The sequence below is a fragment of the Streptococcus sp. HMSC074B11 genome (genome assembly GCF_001808705.1).
Classification (GTDB): domain Bacteria; phylum Bacillota; class Bacilli; order Lactobacillales; family Streptococcaceae; genus Streptococcus.
Genome location: NZ_KV794273.1, coordinates 288,305 through 308,650, shown reverse-complemented (window position 1 = coordinate 308,650; position 20,346 = coordinate 288,305). Strand labels below are relative to the sequence as shown.

The 20,346-nt window shown below is 41.1% G+C and carries 24 protein-coding genes; 16 read left to right on the top strand and 8 right to left on the bottom strand.

Features of this window, described 5'->3' with window-relative positions; genetic code table 11:
* The first annotated feature begins 78 nt into the window (after nucleotides 1-78).
* From HMPREF2619_RS06440 to HMPREF2619_RS06375, 14 genes are all read left to right on the top strand, one after another.
* Entirely contained in the window at nucleotides 79-864 is a 786-nt protein-coding gene (locus HMPREF2619_RS06440; RefSeq protein WP_070460166.1) for an enoyl-CoA hydratase, read from the top strand.
* A gap of 91 nt (nucleotides 865-955) precedes the next feature.
* Nucleotides 956-1,390, top strand: coding sequence for a fatty acid biosynthesis transcriptional regulator FabT (locus HMPREF2619_RS06435; protein ID WP_000386343.1), 435 nt, complete (start codon nucleotides 956-958; stop codon nucleotides 1,388-1,390).
* Nucleotides 1,390-2,364 carry a beta-ketoacyl-ACP synthase III gene (locus tag HMPREF2619_RS06430; RefSeq protein ID WP_070460163.1) on the top strand — a complete coding sequence of 325 codons (975 nt, stop codon included), beginning with the start codon at nucleotides 1,390-1,392 and terminating at the stop codon, nucleotides 2,362-2,364. The genes HMPREF2619_RS06435 and HMPREF2619_RS06430 overlap by 1 nt, the downstream gene beginning before the upstream one ends.
* 56 nt (nucleotides 2,365-2,420) lie before the next feature.
* Nucleotides 2,421-2,645 carry an acyl carrier protein gene (locus HMPREF2619_RS06425; RefSeq protein WP_000257840.1) on the top strand — a complete coding sequence of 75 codons (225 nt, stop codon included), beginning with the start codon at nucleotides 2,421-2,423 and terminating at the stop codon, nucleotides 2,643-2,645.
* A 116-nt stretch (nucleotides 2,646-2,761) separates the two neighbouring features.
* Nucleotides 2,762-3,736, top strand: a complete 975-nt coding sequence (gene fabK, locus HMPREF2619_RS06420; protein WP_049503073.1) for an enoyl-[acyl-carrier-protein] reductase FabK — start codon at nucleotides 2,762-2,764, stop codon at nucleotides 3,734-3,736.
* The gene (gene fabD, locus HMPREF2619_RS06415; protein ID WP_070460160.1) at nucleotides 3,729-4,649 is read left to right on the top strand and encodes an ACP S-malonyltransferase; all 921 of its coding nucleotides are present in this window, start codon (nucleotides 3,729-3,731) and stop codon (nucleotides 4,647-4,649) included. Before fabK ends, fabD begins: the two co-directional genes overlap by 8 nt.
* A 32-nt stretch (nucleotides 4,650-4,681) precedes the next feature.
* Nucleotides 4,682-5,416 carry a 3-oxoacyl-[acyl-carrier-protein] reductase gene (gene fabG / locus HMPREF2619_RS06410; RefSeq protein WP_070460157.1) on the top strand — a complete coding sequence of 245 codons (735 nt, stop codon included), beginning with the start codon at nucleotides 4,682-4,684 and terminating at the stop codon, nucleotides 5,414-5,416.
* A 22-nt stretch (nucleotides 5,417-5,438) separates the two neighbouring features.
* Nucleotides 5,439-6,674, top strand: coding sequence for a beta-ketoacyl-ACP synthase II (gene fabF / locus HMPREF2619_RS06405; RefSeq protein ID WP_070460154.1), 1,236 nt, complete (start codon nucleotides 5,439-5,441; stop codon nucleotides 6,672-6,674).
* Between the two features lie 2 nt (nucleotides 6,675-6,676).
* Nucleotides 6,677-7,159 (top strand): acetyl-CoA carboxylase biotin carboxyl carrier protein, encoded by a 483-nt coding sequence (gene accB / locus HMPREF2619_RS06400; RefSeq protein WP_070460151.1) that lies wholly within the window; start codon nucleotides 6,677-6,679, stop codon nucleotides 7,157-7,159.
* A complete protein-coding gene (fabZ, locus tag HMPREF2619_RS06395) occupies nucleotides 7,156-7,578 on the top strand; it encodes a 3-hydroxyacyl-ACP dehydratase FabZ (protein WP_070460148.1) in 423 nt (140 codons plus the stop codon). The genes accB and fabZ overlap by 4 nt, the downstream gene beginning before the upstream one ends.
* Nucleotides 7,579-7,589: 11 nt before the next feature.
* The gene (gene accC, locus HMPREF2619_RS06390; RefSeq protein ID WP_070460145.1) at nucleotides 7,590-8,957 is read left to right on the top strand and encodes an acetyl-CoA carboxylase biotin carboxylase subunit; all 1,368 of its coding nucleotides are present in this window, start codon (nucleotides 7,590-7,592) and stop codon (nucleotides 8,955-8,957) included.
* A gap of 185 nt (nucleotides 8,958-9,142) precedes the next feature.
* Nucleotides 9,143-10,006 (top strand): acetyl-CoA carboxylase, carboxyltransferase subunit beta, encoded by an 864-nt coding sequence (gene accD, locus HMPREF2619_RS06385; protein ID WP_049503080.1) that lies wholly within the window; start codon nucleotides 9,143-9,145, stop codon nucleotides 10,004-10,006.
* Entirely contained in the window at nucleotides 10,006-10,773 is a 768-nt protein-coding gene (locus HMPREF2619_RS06380) for an acetyl-CoA carboxylase carboxyl transferase subunit alpha (protein ID WP_070460142.1), read from the top strand. The genes accD and HMPREF2619_RS06380 overlap by 1 nt, the downstream gene beginning before the upstream one ends.
* Before the next feature lie 276 nt (nucleotides 10,774-11,049).
* Entirely contained in the window at nucleotides 11,050-11,775 is a 726-nt protein-coding gene (locus tag HMPREF2619_RS06375; protein WP_070460139.1) for a CPBP family intramembrane glutamic endopeptidase, read from the top strand.
* Nucleotides 11,776-11,829: 54 nt separating this feature from the next.
* Here HMPREF2619_RS06375 and nusB read toward each other — a convergent pair whose 3' ends face one another.
* The 8 genes from nusB to gatC all read right to left on the bottom strand — a co-directional run bounded on the left by nusB (nucleotide 11,830) and on the right by gatC (nucleotide 18,696).
* Nucleotides 11,830-12,252 (bottom strand): transcription antitermination factor NusB, encoded by a 423-nt coding sequence (nusB, locus tag HMPREF2619_RS06370; RefSeq protein ID WP_049503062.1) that lies wholly within the window; start codon nucleotides 12,250-12,252, stop codon nucleotides 11,830-11,832.
* Nucleotides 12,245-12,634 carry an Asp23/Gls24 family envelope stress response protein gene (locus tag HMPREF2619_RS06365; protein ID WP_049503061.1) on the bottom strand — a complete coding sequence of 130 codons (390 nt, stop codon included), beginning with the start codon at nucleotides 12,632-12,634 and terminating at the stop codon, nucleotides 12,245-12,247. Before HMPREF2619_RS06365 ends, nusB begins: the two co-directional genes overlap by 8 nt.
* A gap of 28 nt (nucleotides 12,635-12,662) precedes the next feature.
* The gene (efp, locus tag HMPREF2619_RS06360; RefSeq protein ID WP_000568646.1) at nucleotides 12,663-13,223 is read right to left on the bottom strand and encodes an elongation factor P; all 561 of its coding nucleotides are present in this window, start codon (nucleotides 13,221-13,223) and stop codon (nucleotides 12,663-12,665) included.
* 80 nt (nucleotides 13,224-13,303) lie between these two features.
* Nucleotides 13,304-14,431 (bottom strand): SPFH domain-containing protein, encoded by a 1,128-nt coding sequence (locus tag HMPREF2619_RS06355; protein WP_049508934.1) that lies wholly within the window; start codon nucleotides 14,429-14,431, stop codon nucleotides 13,304-13,306.
* A gap of 9 nt (nucleotides 14,432-14,440) precedes the next feature.
* Nucleotides 14,441-15,397 (bottom strand): zinc-ribbon domain-containing transport protein, encoded by a 957-nt coding sequence (locus tag HMPREF2619_RS06350; RefSeq protein WP_070460136.1) that lies wholly within the window; start codon nucleotides 15,395-15,397, stop codon nucleotides 14,441-14,443.
* An 85-nt stretch (nucleotides 15,398-15,482) separates the two neighbouring features.
* Entirely contained in the window at nucleotides 15,483-16,928 is a 1,446-nt protein-coding gene (gene gatB, locus HMPREF2619_RS06345) for an Asp-tRNA(Asn)/Glu-tRNA(Gln) amidotransferase subunit GatB (RefSeq protein WP_070460133.1), read from the bottom strand.
* On the bottom strand, nucleotides 16,928-18,394 hold the full coding sequence (gatA, locus tag HMPREF2619_RS06340) for an Asp-tRNA(Asn)/Glu-tRNA(Gln) amidotransferase subunit GatA (protein WP_070460130.1): 1,467 nt from the start codon (nucleotides 18,392-18,394) through the stop codon (nucleotides 16,928-16,930). Before gatA ends, gatB begins: the two co-directional genes overlap by 1 nt.
* On the bottom strand, nucleotides 18,394-18,696 hold the full coding sequence (gene gatC / locus HMPREF2619_RS06335) for an Asp-tRNA(Asn)/Glu-tRNA(Gln) amidotransferase subunit GatC (RefSeq protein WP_004251926.1): 303 nt from the start codon (nucleotides 18,694-18,696) through the stop codon (nucleotides 18,394-18,396). The genes gatA and gatC overlap by 1 nt, the downstream gene beginning before the upstream one ends.
* Before the next feature lie 212 nt (nucleotides 18,697-18,908).
* Between gatC and HMPREF2619_RS06330 the strand changes: the two genes are divergently transcribed.
* Both HMPREF2619_RS06330 and HMPREF2619_RS06325 read left to right on the top strand, forming a co-directional pair.
* Nucleotides 18,909-19,583 (top strand): YwaF family protein, encoded by a 675-nt coding sequence (locus HMPREF2619_RS06330; RefSeq protein WP_070460127.1) that lies wholly within the window; start codon nucleotides 18,909-18,911, stop codon nucleotides 19,581-19,583.
* A gap of 34 nt (nucleotides 19,584-19,617) precedes the next feature.
* Nucleotides 19,618-20,310, top strand: coding sequence for a YwaF family protein (locus HMPREF2619_RS06325; RefSeq protein ID WP_070460124.1), 693 nt, complete (start codon nucleotides 19,618-19,620; stop codon nucleotides 20,308-20,310).
* Nucleotides 20,311-20,346: the final 36 nt, after the last annotated feature.

Sequence of the window (20,346 nt, the reverse complement as noted above, 5' to 3'; positions counted from 1 at the left end):
CTTGTTTAAAAAGTTAGAAAAAGATATAATTTGAAAATAAAATAATTTATTCTTCGTTGTAAATTAAAAGGAGTGCCTATGAATCATATTCTCTATCAAGTTCAAGACGATTTAGCGATACTAACTTTAAATCGTCCTGAGGTGGCCAATGGTTTTCATATTCCTATGTGTCAAGAAATTCTAGAAGCATTGGAATTGGCTGAAAAAGATGCTTCGGTTTCGTTTATTCTCATTAATGCTGCTGGCAAAGTATTCTCCGTTGGAGGGGATTTAGTAGAAATGAAACGTGCAGTCGATGAGGATGATATTGCCTCCCTTACCCAAATTGCGGAGTTGGTAAATACGATTTCCTATAAGATTAAACAAATTCCTAAACCAGTCATTATGGAGGTGGATGGAGCAGCTGCTGGAGCTGCGGCTAATATGGCTTTAGCGGTTGATTTCTGTATTGCTTCTGACAAAGCTAAATTCATTCAGGCCTTTGTAGGTGTGGGCTTAGCTCCTGATGCGGGTGGCTTATTCTTGCTTACACGATCACTAGGTGCGACTCGGGCAACGCAATTAGCTATGACTGGAGAAGCTTTCACAGCAGAAAAAGCACTTGAAGCTGGAGCTGTCTATCGTCTGTGTGCTAGTGATCAACTGGAAAAGACAAGAGAACAACTGTTGAAGAAGTTGAGAAGAGGATCCTCTAACTCTTATGCTGCTATTAAGAAGTTAGTCTGGGAGAGCGAGTTTAAGCAGTGGCACGAGTACGCACAGCTAGAACTGGAATTGCAAAAATCTCTATCTTATACGGAAGATTTTAAAGAAGGTGTTCGTGCACATTCTGAAAGACGACGTCCAAAATTTATCGGAAAGTAAAAAAATACTTGCACAATTCTTTGAAGTTTGATATACTTTTTTTGTCAAATGTTTTGATAGTTAAACTTTTTTGATAAGGGAGGGAAGAGAATTGGACTACCAACGGATCAATGACTATTTAACATCTATTTTTAATAACGTCCTGGTGATTGAGGAAGTGAGTTTGCGAGGTAGTCGTTTCAAGGACATCTCTATCAAGGAAATGCACACGATTGATGTGATTGGTAAGTTTCCAGATGTGACACCAAGTCAAGTGTCCAAAGAATTGATGGTAACTCTAGGAACAGTGACAACTAGTCTGAACAACTTGGAACGAAAAGGTTACATCGAACGCTTACGTTCAGATCAGGATCGTCGTGTAGTACATCTGCATTTGACCAAGAAAGGTCGACTCGTACATCGTCTCCATAAACGTTTCCATAAGGCCATGGTCGAAAGAATTATCGAAGGCATGAGCCCAGAGGAAATGGATGTTATGAGTAAAGGTTTGACCAATCTTTATCAATTTTTGGAGGATTTGAAATAATGGCTTTTGCAAAAATAAGCCAGGTTGCTCATTATGTACCCGAGCAGATTGTCACAAATGAGGATTTAGCTCAGGTCATGGATACGAGTGATGAATGGATTTCAAGTCGAACTGGGATTAAGGAACGTCGCATTTCTAAGACAGAATCAACAGGAGATTTGGCAACGGCAGTTGCAAAACAACTCCTAGAGAAGTCAGGGATTTCTGCTGAAGAGTTGGATTTTATCATTCTAGCTACGATGACACCTGACTCGATGATGCCTTCAACAGCCGCTCGTGTTCAGGCTAAAATCGGCGCTCACAAGGCTTTTGCCTATGACTTAACAGCTGCCTGTAGTGGATTTATCTTTGCTCTATCAACTGCAGAGAAGTTCATCTCTTCAGGTGTTTATCGTAAGGGTCTGGTCATCGGAAGTGAAACCATGTCAAAAGCTTTAGACTGGTCAGATCGCTCAACTGCTGTCCTATTTGGAGATGGAGCTGGGGGCATCTTGTTAGAAGCAAGCGAAGAGCCACATTTCCTAGCGGAGAGTCTCAATAGCGATGGTTCGCGAAGTGAGTGTTTGACATATGGGCAGACTGGTTTAACTTCACCATTTTCAAATCAAGAAAAGCCTGATGCTTTCTTGAGAATGGATGGTCGAGCAGTTTTTGACTTTGCGATTCGAGACGTGGCTAAATCCATTAAACAGACCATCGAAAAAAGTCCAATATCAGCAGATGAACTCGATTATCTCGTGCTTCATCAAGCTAATATCCGCATTTTAGATAAGATGGCTAGAAAGATTGGTGTAGATCGAGACAAGTTTCCTGCCAATATGACCAAGTATGGAAATACCAGTGCGGCAAGTATTCCGATCCTACTTTCTGAGTGTGTAGAAGAGGGGCTCATCCGCTTGGATGGGAGTCAAAAAATTCTCTTGTCAGGCTTCGGTGGAGGTTTGACATGGGGCACGCTTATTGTTACAATTTAGGTAATCATGTGGTGAACACATTGTTATAAAAACTATTTATTTTAAAGGAGTCTATCATGGCAGTATTTGAAAAAGTACAAGAAATTATCGTTGAAGAACTTGGAAAAGATGCATCAGAAGTAACACTTGAATCTACTTTTGATGATTTGGATGCAGATTCATTGGACTTGTTCCAAGTGATCTCAGAAATTGAAGATGCTTTTGATATCCAAATCGAAGCTGAAGATAACTTGAAAACAGTTGGCGACTTGGTTGCTTACGTTGAAGAGCAAACAAAATAATTAAAATAAAAGAAGAAGGAGTAGGGGGAACCCGCTCCCTCTTGTTTAGGTAATAGTTTGACTGTCAAATTATAATGTAGTCGAACTATTACGTAAGCAAGACATACGGAGGCACTATGAAAACACGTATTACAGAATTATTGAATATTAAATATCCTATCTTCCAAGGTGGAATGGCCTGGGTTGCAGATGGTGACCTTGCTGGAGCTGTTTCAAAAGCAGGTGGTCTCGGTATCATTGGTGGAGGAAATGCTCCTAAAGAAGTGGTTAAGGCTAATATTGATAAGATTAAATCATTAACAGACAAACCTTTTGGTGTCAACATTATGCTCTTGTCTCCATTCGTTGAAGATATTGTCGACCTTGTCATTGAAGAAGGGGTTAAGGTAGTCACTACTGGTGCAGGGAATCCAAGTAAATATATGGAACGATTCCATGAAGCAGGAATCACCGTTATTCCTGTAGTACCTAGCGTGGCTTTGGCTAAACGCATGGAAAAAATTGGAGCGGATGCCGTCATTGCCGAAGGTATGGAAGCTGGTGGACACATTGGGAAATTAACAACCATGACCTTGGTTCGTCAAGTTGCAGCTGCTGTTTCAATTCCTGTTATCGCTGCTGGTGGTATTGCAGACGGTGAGGGAGCTGCAGCTGGATTTATGCTTGGTGCAGAAGCTGTGCAAGTAGGAACTCGTTTTGTAGTTGCCAAGGAATCAAATGCTCATCCAAACTATAAAGCTAAAATTTTAAAAGCCCGTGATATTGACACAACTATCTCAGCACAACATTTTGGACACGCAGTTCGTGCCATTAAAAACAAATTGACTCGTGATTTCGAGCAAGCTGAAAAAGATGCCTTCAAACAAGAAAATCCAGATTTAGAAATTTTTGAACAAATGGGCGCAGGAGCCTTAGCTAAGGCTGTTGTTCATGGTGATGTGGATGGCGGTTCAGTGATGGCTGGTCAGATTGCAGGTCTAGTTTCGAAAGAAGAAACTGTTGAAGAAATCTTAAAAGATATTTATTACGGTGCAGCTGAAAAGATTCAAGCAGAAGCTGCTCGTTGGGCAGGAGTTACAAGAAATGACTAAAACAGCCTTTCTATTTGCAGGTCAAGGAGCCCAGTACCTAGGAATGGGACGTGAGCTATACGACCAATATGCTATCGTCAAGGAAACAATCGACCAAGCTAGCCAAGTCTTGGGGTATGACCTTCGTGACTTGATTGATAATGATGAAACAAAGCTAAATCAGACTCGTTACACGCAACCAGCTATTTTAGCTACATCCGTTGCTATTTACCGACTACTAAAGGAGAAAGGTTATCAGCCTGATATGGTGGCAGGTTTGTCTCTTGGTGAATATTCTGCCCTGGTAGCTAGTGGTGCACTGGATTTTGAAGATGCGGTGGCTCTAGTTGCTAAGCGTGGAGCTTATATGGAAGAAGCGGCACCTGCTGGGTCTGGTAAAATGGTAGCCGTACTCAATACTCCAGTTGAAGTTATTGAACAAGCTTGTCAAGAAGCTTCTCAACTTGGTGTTGTAACTCCAGCTAACTACAATACGCCGAGTCAGATTGTTATTGGTGGTGAGGTAGTGGCGGTAGATCGTGCAGTTGAACTTTTGCAAGAGGCAGGAGCAAAACGCTTGCTTCCTCTAAATGTTTCGGGTCCTTTCCATACAGCTTTATTGGACCCTGCTAGTCAAAAATTAGCTCAAGCCCTAGAAGATGTTGAGTTTAGTGACTTTGCTTGTTCACTTGTTGGCAATACAGAAGCAAAGGTCGTGGAAAAAGAACGAATTGCAGAACTTTTGACTCGTCAAGTTAAGGAACCCGTTCGCTTTTATGAAAGTATTGCAGTCATGCAAGAGGCGGGTGTCACTCGTTTTATCGAGATTGGACCTGGTAAAGTTTTGTCAGGATTCGTCAAAAAGATTGATAAAACAGCTCAACTTGCTAATGTGGAAGATCAAGCAAGTTTACTAGCACTCTTAGAAAATTAGACCAAACTGGTAGAAGTTCTGAAAGGAGAAAAATGAAACTAGAACAGAAAAATGTCTTTATTACAGGCTCAAGTCGAGGAATTGGTCTTGCCATTGCTCATAAATTTGCCAGCTTGGGAGCCAATGTTGTCTTGAATAGTCGTGGTGAAATCTCCGAGGAGCTTCTAGCCGAATTTAAATCCTACGGAGTGAAGGTCCTTGCTATTTCAGGTGATGTTTCTGATTTTGCGGACGCAAAGCGTATGGTGGACCAAGCCATTGAAGAGCTGGGTTCAGTTGATGTCCTCGTTAATAATGCTGGGATTACTCAAGACACTCTCATGCTTAAGATGACAGAAGAAGATTTTGAGAAGGTTTTAAAAGTCAATTTGACAGGTGCCTTCAATATGACACAATCAGTCTTGAAACCGATGATAAAAGCTCGCGAAGGTGCTATCATCAATATGTCTAGTGTCGTTGGTTTGATGGGAAATATCGGTCAAGCAAACTACGCTGCTTCCAAGGCTGGTTTGATTGGATTTACCAAATCGGTAGCACGTGAGGTTGCCAATCGCAATGTGCGTGTCAATGCCATTGCTCCGGGAATGATTGAATCAGATATGACTGCAGTTCTATCTGATAAGGTGAAAGAAGCTATGTTGGCACAAATTCCGATGAAACAATTTGGTCAAGCTGAGCAAGTCGCAGAGGTAACAGCCTTTCTTGCAAGTCAAGATTATCTAACGGGACAAGTCATCGCAATTGATGGTGGACTAACCATGCAATAAGAGTTAAAATAGAGGTATAAAAATGAAACTAAATCGAGTAGTAGTAACAGGTTATGGATTAACATCTCCGATTGGGAACACACCAGAGGAATTTTGGAACAGTCTAAAAAATGGAAAGATTGGAATCGGTGAAATCACTAAGTTTGATCATAGTGCTTTTGATGTTCATAATGCGGCAGAAATCCAGGATTTTCCTTTTGACAAATATTTTGTAAAAAAAGATACCAACCGTTTTGATGACTATTCTTTGTATGCCTTGTATGCAGCTCAAGAAGCAGTGAACAATGCAAATCTTGACCTTGAAGCACTTGATAAAGATCGCTTTGGTGTCATTGTGGCATCAGGTATCGGTGGTATCAAAGAAATCGAAGACCAAGTGCTTCGACTTCATGATAAGGGACCAAAACGTGTAAAACCATTGACACTTCCAAAAGCCTTGCCAAACATGGCTGCAGGGAATGTTGCTATGCGATTTGGGGCAAATGGGATTTGTAAATCTATCAATACAGCTTGTGCTTCATCAAATGATGCTATCGGAGATGCCTTCCGTTCTATCAAATTTGGTTTCCAAGACATCATGCTAGTTGGTGGTTCAGAATCTTCTATTACTCCATTTGCCATTGCTGGTTTCCAAGCCTTAACAGCTCTTTCAACAACAGAGGACCCAACTCGTGCTTCTATTCCATTTGATAAGGATCGTAATGGATTTGTCATGGGTGAAGGATCAGGTATGTTGGTTCTTGAAAGTTTAGAGCATGCTGAAAAACGCGGTGCAACTATCCTAGCTGAAGTTGTCGGATACGGGAACACTTGTGACGCCTACCATATGACTTCACCACATCCAGAAGGCCAAGGTGCTATTAAAGCTATCAAACTTGCCTTGGACGAAGCTGAGATTACACCAGACCAAGTAGCCTATGTCAATGCTCATGGCACATCAACTCCTGCTAATGAAAAAGGAGAGAGTGGTGCTATCGTAGCAGTTCTTGGTAAGGAAGTACCTGTATCTTCAACCAAGTCATTTACTGGACACTTGCTCGGTGCAGCTGGTGCAGTTGAAGCCATTGCAACAATTGAAGCCATCCGTAACAACTATGTACCAATGACAGCCGGAACAACAGAATTATCAGACTACATTGAAGCAAATGTTATTTATGGACAAGGCGTGGAACGTGAAATTCCTTATGCTATCTCAAACACTTTTGGGTTTGGTGGGCATAATGCAGTTCTTGCTTTCAAACGTTGGGAGAATAAGTAAAGATGAATTTAAATGAAATCAAAGACTTGATGGCGCAATTTGACCAGTCAAGTTTGAGAGAATTTTCTTATAAAAATGGAACGGATGAGTTACTCTTCAGCAAGAATGAAGCAAAACTTGTTGCAGAAACAAGTCCAGCACCTCAACCTGTGGTTCCAGTAGTTGGAACTACAGTAGCACCTCAAGCTCCAACTTCAACACCAGCTGTAGAAGTAGTTTCAGAAACAAGCGCTACTGAATCTGTAGCTGAAGGAGATCTAGTAGAGAGTCCACTTGTCGGAGTTGCTTACTTGGCTGCGGGACCAGACAAACCTAATTTTGTTTCAGTCGGTGATACTGTTAAAAAAGGCCAAACCTTGGTCATCATCGAAGCCATGAAGGTCATGAACGAAATTCCAGCACCTAAAGACGGTGTCGTAACAGAAGTTCTTGTTGCTAATGAAGAAATGGTTGAGTTCGGGAAAGGCTTGGTACGTATCAAATGATTGATATTCAAGGAATTAAAGAAGCTTTGCCTCACCGCTATCCTATGCTCTTAGTGGATCGTGTTTTGGAAGTCAGCGAAGATACAATCGTTGCTATTAAAAATGTAACGATTAACGAACCTTTCTTCAACGGTCATTTTCCTCAATACCCAGTTATGCCAGGAGTCCTCATTATGGAAGCCTTGGCACAAACGGCAGGTGTTTTGGAATTGTCTAAACCTGAAAACAAAGGGAACCTTGTCTTCTATGCTGGTATGGATAAGGTTAAGTTTAAGAAACAAGTTGTTCCTGGTGATCAGCTTGTCATGACAGCAACTTTTGTCAAACGTCGTGGCACAATCGCCGTAGTAGAAGCGAAGGCAGAAGTAGATGGTAAGCTTGCAGCAAGCGGTACTCTGACCTTTGCTATTGGAAACTAGGGAGGTTTTCCATGTTTCGTAAGATTTTAATTGCCAATCGTGGTGAAATTGCTGTTCGTATTATTCGTGCGGCACGAGAGTTAGGAATTGCAACAGTCGCTGTCTATTCGACTGCTGACAAGGAAGCTCTCCACACGCTTTTGGCTGATGAGGCTATCTGTATCGGCCCTGGGAAGGCTACAGAATCTTATCTGAACATCAATGCCATCCTATCAGCTGCGGTCTTGACTGAAGCTGAAGCCATTCACCCTGGATTTGGTTTTTTAAGTGAAAATTCCAAATTTGCCACCATGTGTGAAGAAGTCGGTATCAAATTTATCGGACCATCAGCTCGTGTCATGGATATCATGGGGGATAAAATTAACGCCCGTGCTCAAATGATTAAGGCTAATGTGCCCGTCATTCCAGGATCAGATGGTGAAGTTCATACTGCAGAAGAGGCTCTGGCTGTTGCCGAAAAAATTGGTTATCCAGTTATGCTGAAAGCTTCAGCTGGAGGTGGTGGTAAAGGGATTCGTAAGGTTGAAAAAGCAGAAGATCTTGTTTCAGCCTTTGAAACAGCCTCTAGTGAAGCTAAAGCCAACTTTGGTAATGGAGCTATGTACCTAGAGCGTGTGATTTATCCTGCTCGACATATTGAAGTACAGATTCTTGCTGACCAGATGGGTCATGTTATTCACCTAGGTGAGCGTGACTGTTCGCTTCAACGGAATAACCAAAAAGTTTTAGAAGAAAGTCCTTCAATTGCTATCGGGAAAACACTTCGTAATGAAATTGGTGCTGCAGCTGTTCGTGCAGCGGAGTCTGTAGGCTACGAAAATGCTGGTACTATTGAATTCCTACTAGATGAAGCAAGTGGGAAATTCTACTTTATGGAGATGAATACGCGTGTCCAAGTGGAACACCCAGTAACCGAATTTGTATCTGGTGTGGATATTGTTAAGGAACAAATCCGTATCGCAGCAGGTCAACCATTGACTTTGAAGCAAGAAGATATTGTTCTAAAAGGACACGCCATTGAGTGTCGAATTAACGCAGAAAATCCAGCCTTTAATTTTGCACCAAGTCCAGGTAAGATTACCAATCTTTATCTACCGAGTGGTGGTGTCGGCTTGCGTGTTGACTCTGCAGTTTATCCAGGTTATACCATTCCGCCATACTATGATAGCATGATTGCTAAAATTATTGTTCATGGCGAAAATCGTTTTGATGCTCTCATGAAAATGCAACGAGCTCTTTATGAACTCGAAATTGAAGGGGTTGTCACCAATGCTGATTTCCAACTCGATTTGATTTCAGATCGTCGAGTGATAGCAGGGGACTACGATACTTCATTCTTGATGGAGACCTTCTTACCACACTATCAAGAAAAAGAATAATGTAATACTCTTCGAAAATCTCTTCAAACTGCGTCAACGTCGCCTTGGATTATATATGTGACTGACTTCGTCAGTCTTATCTACAACCTCAAAGCAGTGCTTTGAGCAACCTGCGGCTAGCTTCCTAGTTTGCTCTTTGATTTTCATTGAGTATAAAAATAGTATAAGACTGAAAAGGGGGATGTATGGCTCTATTTAGTAAAAAAGATAAATATATTCGAATCAATCCCAATCGTTCGACTGTAAATCAACCTCAGATCAAGCCAGAGGTTCCAGATGAGCTCTTCTCCCAATGTCCAGGTTGTAAATATACGATTTACCAAAAGGACTTGGGGAGTGAGCGTATATGCCCTCACTGTGGCTATACCTTCCGTATTTCAGCTCAAGAGCGTTTAGCTTTAACCATTGATATGGGTACGTTTTTGGAAATGTTTAAAGGGATTGAGACTCAGGATCCTTTGAATTTTCCAGGCTATCGTAAAAAATTGACTTTGATGCGTGAAAAGACAGGTCTTGATGAGGCTGTTGTAACAGGAACAGCTTTGATTAAGGGAGAGAAGGTTGCCCTTGGCATCATGGATTCTAACTTTATTATGGCGTCAATGGGGACAGTTGTTGGTGAGAAAATCACTCGCTTATTCGAATATGCGACCGCTGAAAAATTACCTGTCGTACTTTTTACAGCTTCTGGCGGAGCACGCATGCAGGAAGGAATCATGAGCTTGATGCAGATGGCCAAAATCTCTGCCGCAGTCAAACGTCATTCCAATGCAGGTCTCTTTTATCTGACAATCCTTACAGACCCGACGACTGGCGGAGTAACAGCTTCCTTCGCTATGGAAGGGGATATCATCTTGGCAGAACCCCAAAGTTTGGTAGGTTTTGCTGGACGCCGTGTGATTGAAAATACAGTAAGAGAAGACCTACCAGAAGACTTCCAGAAAGCAGAGTTTTTACTGGAACATGGTTTTGTAGATGCAATTATTAAACGGCGAGAATTGCCAGATACGATTGCTCGATTAGTAAGACTACACAGGAGGGAGAGTTGATGAATATTGCGAAAATCGTTAGAGAAGCTCGTGAACAAACTCGCCTAACAGCCTTGGACTTCGCAACAGGAATTTTTGATGATTTTATTGAGTTGCATGGGGATCGCTCCTTCCGTGATGATGGTGCTATTATTGGTGGTATCGGTTGGTTAGGAGACCAAGCAGTGACTGTTGTTGGAATCCAAAAAGGTAAAAGTTTACAAGATAATCTTAACCGTAACTTTGGTCAACCTCATCCTGAAGGTTACCGAAAAGCCCTTCGTTTGATGAAGCAAGCAGAAAAGTTTGGTCGTCCAGTTGTAACCTTTATCAATACTGCGGGTGCCTATCCTGGTGTCGGAGCAGAGGAGCGTGGTCAAGGTGAAGCCATTGCTCGTAACCTCATGGAGATGAGCGACCTCAAAGTGCCAATTATTGCCATTATTATAGGAGAAGGTGGCTCTGGTGGAGCTCTAGCTCTAGCAGTGGCTGACCGTGTTTGGATGCTAGAAAACTCTATCTATGCAGTTCTCAGTCCTGAAGGCTTTGCTTCTATCTTGTGGAAAGATGGTACGCGTGCCATGGAAGCAGCTGAGTTGATGAAAATCACTTCACATGAACTTTTGGAGATGGAAGTCGTAGATAAGGTTATTTCAGAGAGAGGCCTCTCTGCCAAAGAGCTGCTAGCTCGTGTAAAAAATGAACTTCAAACAGAAATTGAACAATTAAAACAATTATCGTCGGAGAAACTTTTGGAAGAGCGTTATCAACGCTTTAGAAAATATTAAAAAGACAGCTAGAACTAAAAAAGGTTCTAGCTTTTTGCTTTCTCTCAAAAATTCATTTCAGGATTAAAAATTGACAGTTGAGGAAATAGAACTGAGAGTCATAAAAAAAGATGTATATTATATAATAAGGAATGATCATCTATAAGTGCTACAGAGAATAGACTAAGTTTTTATAGATTTTATGCTGTGTTTGGTCAGTATGTAACTGATAAACTGAATAAGGGGGTGTTATTTTTTTCCTCCATCAAGGTATTTTTAATTTTTTAAGGAGTGAGTATGAAAAAACTAGGGCATTTGGGAGTCTTTATCTTACTAGTATTTTTATCGGTTTATCTAACAGAGTTAGGAGTTGTGCATCTGACTAAGTTTTTAGGATGGGGGATAGATGGCTATTCTATTATTTTAGCAGTAAAGCAACTAGCTCTTTTAGGATTATTTATCTATTGGCTCAAAAAGAAAAAGATGCTATACATTTTTGAAAAAAATGCTTGGAGTTGGTCAACTCTCTTTTTCCTTGTAATCAGTCTAGTAGCTATTTATTGTCTTCGTCAGTTGGTGGATGCTTTTGACTTACGATTTCACTACTTAACTGACAATAAGTATATCTTTCAAGACCTTCTTTCGGTCCTATACTCCAATGGACAACCAACTTTTCTATCAACTATTCTTAAGTTTAGTTTAATAGTAGTCGTCGCACCTATATTGGAGGAGATAGTTTTTAGAGGGTATTTCATGAATACCTTCTTTCCAAACTCCAAGTATTATCTGGATGTTATCTTATCAGCCCTTATATTTGGAATCAGTCATTTGGTATTTTCCCATCGCGATCCCATCAGTTTGATCATTTATAGTTTAGGCGGTCTCTTCTTTGCTCTTGTCTACCGTTGGACTAAGAATCTAAAAATCACAATCCTGTGCCATAGTTTTTTCAACTTTCTCACTTATGCCAAGCCCATCTGGATATTTGTTTATAATTATGTCTATTACCACTTTTTTAGATAGTGGAAGGGAAAGAAAAAAGTGTTTGATAACTGTCAAACACTTTTTCTATATTATTTAATCTTCTTCTGTCACAAATTGACTGAGGAGTCCATTGATGAAACGGGCTGACTTTTGATCTGAAAAGCTCTTAGCAAGTTCAATAGCTTCGTTAACAGCTACGAGTTGAGGAGTATCAAATGAAGTGATTTCAAAAACTCCTAGGCGTAGTAAATTCTTTTCTACCAAAGTCAGACGATCGATGGTCCAACCAGTTTTCAAATGTTGTGTGATTTGTTTGTCCAGATCATCCTTTTTAGCTTGGACACCAGAAACGAGCTCTACAAGGAAGTTAGGAAGTTGTACGTCTGTATCTTCGCGATCATGTGTGTAGGCGAAGCGACAAGCAGTTTCTAGATCTGAACCAAATTCAAGACTCATCAAGGCTTGGAAGGCACACTTACGTAGTTCACGTCTAGATTCTAATAATGGACTAGTCATTGAGGAAGTCCTCGTCGAATAAGTCTTTCAATTCTGGTTTTGGTGTTTTATCTGGAACGATACCTGCAACGTGAATGTTGACAGCAGAGATTTCAACATCAGCCATGTTACGGACAGCATCCTTAACAGCTTTCTGGATAGCCATAGCAACCTTAGGAACTTTGACACCGTACTCTAGGTAGAGGTAGATATCAGCTGTGAGCTCATCGTTTGCTTCTTTTAGATATACGCCACGACCAAGAGAAAGTTTTGAAAGGGTGTCAGATACTGATTTGTTTGAAAAAGAGTGTACGCCTTCAACTTTCGCAGTTGCAATAGCAATGATTTTTTCAAGTACACGTGGGGCGATGACGATTTCGCCAAGTTGTTCTTCAATTCCCATAGAATGACCTCTTTCTAGTTTCTAGAGATTAGGCGCGAGAAACGTAAGTTCCTTCTGCAGTGTTGATAATCAATTTTTGACCTGCTTCGATGAAGTCTGGAACGTTTACGACAAGACCAGTTTCCATTGTTGCTGGTTTACCAGAACCTGTAACAGTAGCACCTTTGATAGATGGTTGTGTTTCAGCAACTGTCAATTCAACAGTAGTTGGTACAGTCACACCGATTACTTCAGTTCCGTAGAATTGGATTTTTACATCTGAGTTTTCAAGGATGTAAAGCAATTCGTTTTCAACATTCACAACAGGAATTTCGTATTGGTCATAAGTTTCTGTGTTCATGAAGTAAGCTGTGTCGTCCATTTTGTACAAGTATTGAGCTGGAACTGTTTCGATGATCGCTTGCTCAAATTTTTCTTCTGGGCGGTAGCTTGTTTCAAAAGTTGAACCAGTGCGGACATCACGCAATTTCATACGCATGATAGTGTTTCCTTTACCTGGTTTGTGGTGGCTAGCTTCCAAAACACGGATCAATTTTCCTTCAGCTGTTTCAAAAGTCATACCAGCCTTTAGTTTACTTGCTTCAATCATGATTTTACCTCTTTAATAAATAGTTTACTCTTTATTGTACCATAAAATGCAATAATTCTCAAATATCAGATGAGCTTGAATTAGTTGACTGGTACGATATTTCCTTCTTCATCTTTGGTTACGAGAACATACTTACCGTCTACCTCGATGTAAAAGTTCTTGCTTGCAGTTTGCCCGTTATTTTGAACAGGTGCTTGAGTTTGGGCTTGTTGGTTGAGTTGATTGCCAAGTGTTTGTCCTAGATTCATTCCCATAATCATGTTCATACCATTGCCATTGCCTTCATTGTTAGCAGCAGCGATGAGAGCTTCATTACGAGCACGACGTTCTTCAATCTCAATCGTATTGTACTTCATAGCGACAAGCTCGCTATCAAGCTTACGGACAATATCTAAGCTTTCTTGATCATAGCTCAAATCTTCAAGTAGAATGTTGGTTGTTTCAATTCCATAAAGTCCTGCCCATACCTTATTAACTTCTTGTTTTGCTAGCTCATTGAAAGTATCCTGATTGGCATTAAGGCTATAGATATCTACCTTGTTTTCATTGGTAAATTTAGCAATTGCAATGGCAATCTTTGGTGCGATATTTTGTCGAAGTGTTCCTTGAGCTACATTTTGTAATGTAAAGGCTTTATGGTCTTCAATCTGTTGACTAATGGAGCTAACATAGAATAGGACTGGATCAGCAACTTTGATATCAAATAAGCCGTAGAAGCGGATGTTAAGTAATTGTTGATAACGTTCACTGAAGTATTCTACAGCATTCTGTGTACCGAATTTATTTCCGGCAACGGGTTGCATACGAATAAAGATGATTTCTTGTTGGGTAATGACTTGACCACCAAACGAGAAGCGGTTTTTGAAATTTTCCCAAGTACCCTTTAGGCCACCTTTTTCAAGAAGCCAAGCATTGTCTCCAGAACGCCATTCGTGGCTACCAGCTTCTAAGACGTCTCCAAGGAAGGTACCGTTGTTCACTAGAATAGCGACATAGCCTTGAGGAACAATAACGACACTACCATCTGTTAGTAGTCCAGTGTTTTGATTGCTTTGTCTAGATTTGCCGTCTGGATCTTTTGAAAGAAGTTGGCCTTTAATGGCCAAAGCATCGGCTGTTAGGTTATTTGGAAGTACGATCGCTTCTTTAAATTTGCTATCGTTGAAACTATTAAGCCCTGAAGATAGGGCGGCACGAATAAATCCCATAATTTCCTCCTAATTATAAAGTTCGTCTTCATCCACAACATCGTAGGTATCGAGTACCCATTGGTTTGGACTACGTGTGAGCTCAGCTCCGCAGTATTCACATTGGCTAATAGCTGAGATTTTAAGTGGAGCGCCACAGTTTGGACAGTGGTCGCTAACAGCCTCATCTTGAACATTGTTTTCGGTTTGGCTACCATGTTTGCGGATAAAGTTCATTTGATAAACTGTAAATAGATCTTGTTGAGGGTCTCCTTCGATAACCTTACGAGTCTCATCATCGATAACATAGTCTCTGAGTGTAGATGACAAGATAACAACAAGGGTATCGTTACCATCAGGATTTTCATAGAAATCTTTGATGCGGATATTTTCAACATAGACTTTTTCTAAAACATTGGTTGTTTTTGCCCGAATATGATCTTCGAGTTGAGTACTATGTTGGGAATAGAGACTAGTACTTTCGAGAGAACGAACCAAATTCCAATCCTTTTTAGTCCAGGCTGCCTGTAACTGAATATAGACTTCTTTAACCCATGAAGCGAAGGCATCAGCATCAAAGTTTGGATCACCATATTTGACACGACTAACAGCTAGTGTGTTGTGTTCAACTCGGCGATGGCTAGGTGGATTATATCCAGTTGAACTACCGTAAGACTTGCCAGAAGATGAATTCTGGTCGCTTAGATATTTGATGAACATGTAGAGTAAGAATCCTCCGACACCAAACATGATAAGCATGTTCATACCAGTACCTAAAGAGCCACCTGAACTAGAGGAGCTGCTTCCAGAGCGATTGCTACTTCTATAAGAAGAGCTACGACTTGAGCTACTGCGGCTGCTACTTCTTGAACTACTTCGGCTAGAGCTACCACTTCGCGAATGGCCAACGCCAGCATCAATTGAGTTAAATGGTGTGAAGAAGAACAACAATAAACAAGTGGCGAGAAGAGTATATAACTTTTTCATATGTCTCCTAACTATGTGAGTACAAAGTGCAAGGCATCAAGCAATGACTGATGTCATCAACTTGTGACAGTTATATTGAGATTGATTATTGATCGTTTTTCAACTTCGCTAATTCTTGGGCAAGTAGTTTAAGGGCTACTTGTGGGTTGGCTTGACCCTTGGTTGCTTTCATGAGGAATCCTGTGAAGGCCTTGTCAGCGTTACGTTTTCCTGACTTGAAGTCGGCAACAGCGGCTTCGTTATCCGCAAAGACTTGGTGGATAATTGGAATCAAAACATCGGGATCTGAGATTTGAACCATACCTGCTTTTTCCACGTATTCACGTGCTCCACCACCATTTTTAGCTAGGTGAACAAAGACTTTCTTGGCAATCTTAGACGAGATAGTACCGTCTTCGATGATAGCAATCATTTCAACCAAGTTTTCAGGTGTCAATTCGATTTGTTCCAGTGTCTTACCTTCGGCATTCAAGAATTGAGCGACTTCACCTTGGAGCCAGTTAGAAACTTGTTTAGCATCACCACCGAGGGCGACAGCTTTTTCAAAGAAATCAGAAGTGACTTTATTGGCAGTCAACTGGCTAGCATCGTAGTCTGATAGACCAAGTTGAGATACGTAGCGAGCACGGCGTTCTTTTGGAAACTCTGGCAATTCAGTACGCATTTCCTCAATCCACTCATCAGAGATTTCAAAGAGTGTTAGGTCTGGCTCTGGGAAGTAGCGGTAGTCTGCAGCCCCTTCCTTGACACGCATGAGGATAGTTGCCTTGTTCGCTTCGTCATAACGGCGTGTTTCTTGGCGGATTTGACCACCTGAGCGAAGGATTTCAGCCTGACGTTGCACTTCGTATTCAAGACCTTTACGAACGTTTGAGAAGGAGTTGAGGTTTTTCAACTCTGTCTTGGTACCGAATTTCTCTTGACCATAAGGACGAAGGGAGATGTTGGCATCTACACGCATAGAACCTTCTTCCATCTTAACGTCAGAGATACCAGCGTATTGGATCACTTCCTTGAGGGCTGTTAGATAAGCGTAGGCTTCTTCTGGTGAGCGCATGTCGGCTTCAGATACAATCTCAATCAATGGCACGCCTTGACGATTAAGGTCGACATAAGAGAAACCATCCGTACCGTGGGTGTTCTTACCAGCGTCCTCCTCTAGGTGAGCACGCTCGATACCGATTTTCTTAGTTGTTCCGTCTTCTAGTTCCACTTCAATCCATCCATTGTACCCAATTGGCTCATCAAATTGAGAAATTTGATAGGCTTTAGGATTATCAGGATAGAAGTAGTTTTTGCGATCAAAGTGCATCTTCTTGTGGATGTCCATGTTGAGGGCAAGAGCTGCCTTGATACCAGCATCGACAACACCCTTATTGAGAACTGGCAGTACGCCAGGGAAAGACCAGTCAATCACGTTAGTGTTGGCATTTTGGTCATTTCCGAAGTGGGCAGAAGTAGGTGAGAAGATTTTTGAATTGGTGTTAAGCTCTACGTGGACTTCAAGTCCAATGACTGTTTCAAAGTTCATTAGTTATCACCTCCAAAAATCACGGGTTGTTGTTTGTGGTAGTCTGTTGTTGCTTCAAAAGCAGCAGCAGCTTGGTAGATAGTCTCTTCTGAGTATTTAGGACCAATCAATTGGAGCCCGACAGGTAGACCTTGGGCAAATCCTGCAGGAATTGAAATTCCTGGAAGTCCAGCCAAGTTGACTGGGATGGTCAAGAGGTCAGCCAAGTACATGGCAACTGGATCGTGGTTGAGTGAATCCAAATCAAAGGCCACGCTTGGAGCTGTTGGACCAAGGATGAGATCGTAATCTGCAAAGACTTTTTCAAAATCTTGGATGATGAGGGTACGAACTTGACCAGCCTTCTTGTAGTAGGCATCGTAATAACCTGATGAAAGGCTGAAAGTTCCAAGCATGATACGACGTTTCACTTCATCACCAAATCCTTGGCTGCGAGTATTAACGTAAATCTCGTCCAAGTTTTTAGCGTCTTCAGCACGGAAACCATAGCGGATACCGTCAAAACGTTGTAAGTTTGATGAAGCTTCTGATGAAGCGATGATGTAGTAGACTGCTACACCGTATTTAGAGTGAGGAAGGCTCACTTCTTCAACGATAGCACCAAGTTTTTCAAAGTGTTTAGCAGCGTTCAGAATGGTTTCCTTAACTTCTGGGTCAATCCCTTCGCCAAGGTATTCCTTAGGCAAAGCAATTTTCATGCCCTTGATGTCTTGACCGATTTTTGAAGTAAAGTCAGCAATGCGGACTGGAGCAGAAGTAGAGTCTTTTGCATCTTCGCTGGCAATAGCGTTTAGTAAGAGGGCATTTTCCTTAACAGTTGGTGCAAAAGGACCAATTTGGTCTAATGAGCTACCAAAGGCAATGAGACCGAAACGTGAAACTGTTCCGTAAGTTGGTTTGAGACCAACAATCCCGTTAAAGGCAGCAGGTTGGCGGATAGAACCACCAGTATCAGAACCGAGTGATAAACGGACTTGTCCAGAAGCTACAGCTGCAGCTGAACCACTTGATGATCCACCTGGAACCTTGCTGTGGTCCCAAGCATTTTTAGTAGCACCGTAGTAAGAAGTCTCACCTGATCCACCCATGGCAAACTCGTCCATGTTAGTTTTTCCAACAACGATCATGCCCTTAGATTTTGCATTGGCAACAGCTGTCGCATCAAAGATGGGCTCGTAGTTGTAGAGCATTTTTGAGGCTGCAGTTGTTAGGATACCGTCTGTAGAGATATTATCCTTAACAGCTAGCGGAATTCCTGAAAGGACATTGTCAGCGTCAATTCCAGTTTCGTCAATAACTTTAGCTTGAGCAAGAGCTTGATCTTCAGCGATAGTGACAAAGGCATTGATAGCCTCTTCACGCGCCTTGATATCTTCAATGGTTGCTTGCGTTAGTTCGGTTGCAGAAATTTCCTTAGATACAAGGAGGTTGTGCAACTCTTCAATCGTTTTATTGTTAAAAGTCATTAGGCATCTCCTCCATCATCCAGGATAGCTGGTACCTTGATATAGTAGTTATCTTTTTCAGGTACATTTTTAAATAAGCGATCACGGTCAGTTCCTTCTTCGGCTACGTCTGGGCGAAGAACGGTCTTACGATCTGCCATGGTAGTCGTTGGTTCAACACCAGTAGTGTCGACTTCACCGAGCAATTCGACCATATCAACAATCTTAGACAAGGTTGTCGCAAACTCAGCAGTTTCTTCTTCTGAGAATTTTAATTTTGAAAGATTGGCAACGTGAGTTACCTCTTCTTGCGTAATTTTCATCTGGTATCCTTTCGTGAAATGATGATTATTTATCTGTTCTATTTTACCATATTTTCCTATAAATAAGGTGAGCTAAGCTAAAAAGAAATAGAAATTGAAAAATGGTTTTTAATTCGATATAATGGTTGAAGTTAGAAGCAAGAACAGCATTGGTTTTTAGTCGGCAAACAAGATGCAGACATTGACCGATTCGAACAAGTTAAGGAGGACATATGAAAATTTGGGATTTGCTTTTTACCAGTAAAAAAACAGTCCCTCCTCATTTGGGGACGTGGTACTTCTTATTACCTACTTCTTTAGTAATCATAGCTGTTTTATCGATTCGTTTCGCATCATCTAAAGGTTACAGAAACTTTTGGTATTGGGGACAATTGATTCAGTTACTGATTATCAACGCTTGGTATATTTCGGCACGCCTGCCCTTGTCTGAGGCTCTCCCTTTTTACCATAGTCGCATGGCTATGTGGATGATTCTTTTTGCTCCTAACAAGACCTTTTTCAAACAATATTTTGCCTTAGTGGGAGTTTTTGGTTCTATCATGGCCTTGGTTTATCCAGTTTTTTATCCTTTTCCTTTCCCTCACGTTTCGTCCCTGAACAATGTTTTCGGCCACTGGGCCCTCTTAGCAAATTGCTTGATTTATCTTGTTAGATATTATAAAGTTGAAAATAGGGATATTTGGAAGATTTGCCAGATGACCTTTGGCGTCAATGCTATTATCTTTCTAGCTAATCTTGCAACAGGAGGGAATTATGGCTTCATGAGCAAGCCTCCTGTGATTGGGGATCATGGTAGTTTGCTTAACTATTTGATAGTAACCAGTTTGATGACAGGTATTCTCGTCCTTATCAATCAACTCGTCAAATATAAACATAAGAATAGTTAGCGAACAAATGAATTAATTATTCTAAGGAGATTTTATGCATCATTTTATTACAAGAACCCAAACCACACCACCGCCTATTCCGATTTTTTGGTACGGTGTCATGATAGGCCTTCTTGCCTTGTCTATTTATGCTTCTTTTACTTACTACAAAAATCCCAAATTTGTTCGATTATTTAAGTGGATTCAAATAGCGCAACTGCTAGCTCTTTACACTTGGTATATTGGTTTTAGCATTCCATTTTCAAATAGTCTGCCTCTTTACCATTGCCGTTTGGCCATGTTTGCAGTAGTTTTCTTGCCAGATAAATGGAAAACCAAGCAGTATTTTGCCCTTATGGGAGCTAGTGGGGCAGTATTTGCTTTGGGCTATCCGGTTTTTGATCCATATGATTTCCCGCATATTACCAGTTTTTCATTCCTGATTGGGCATTATGCTCTCTTGGTCAATTCCTTGGTCTATCTCATGAACCACTACGATAAGACCTTGCTGAAAAAGTATCGTATTATCGCCTACACTTTTGTTCTCAACCTTTTCCTAGTTGGAGTTAATCAAGTCACAGGTGGAAATTACGGGCTTTTAAATACCACGCCTTTTATCACAGATGCCCCTATATGGATAAAGTATCTTCTGGTTTCAATCATTCTATCTGCAGCTCTAGTACTCTTTGATATCTTGTTTAAGAAACGTTGGCAAAAGAAAATTGCTCTAGAAACGATTCATCTGTGAAGCGATATTAAGAGTGATAGATATAAATAATCAACA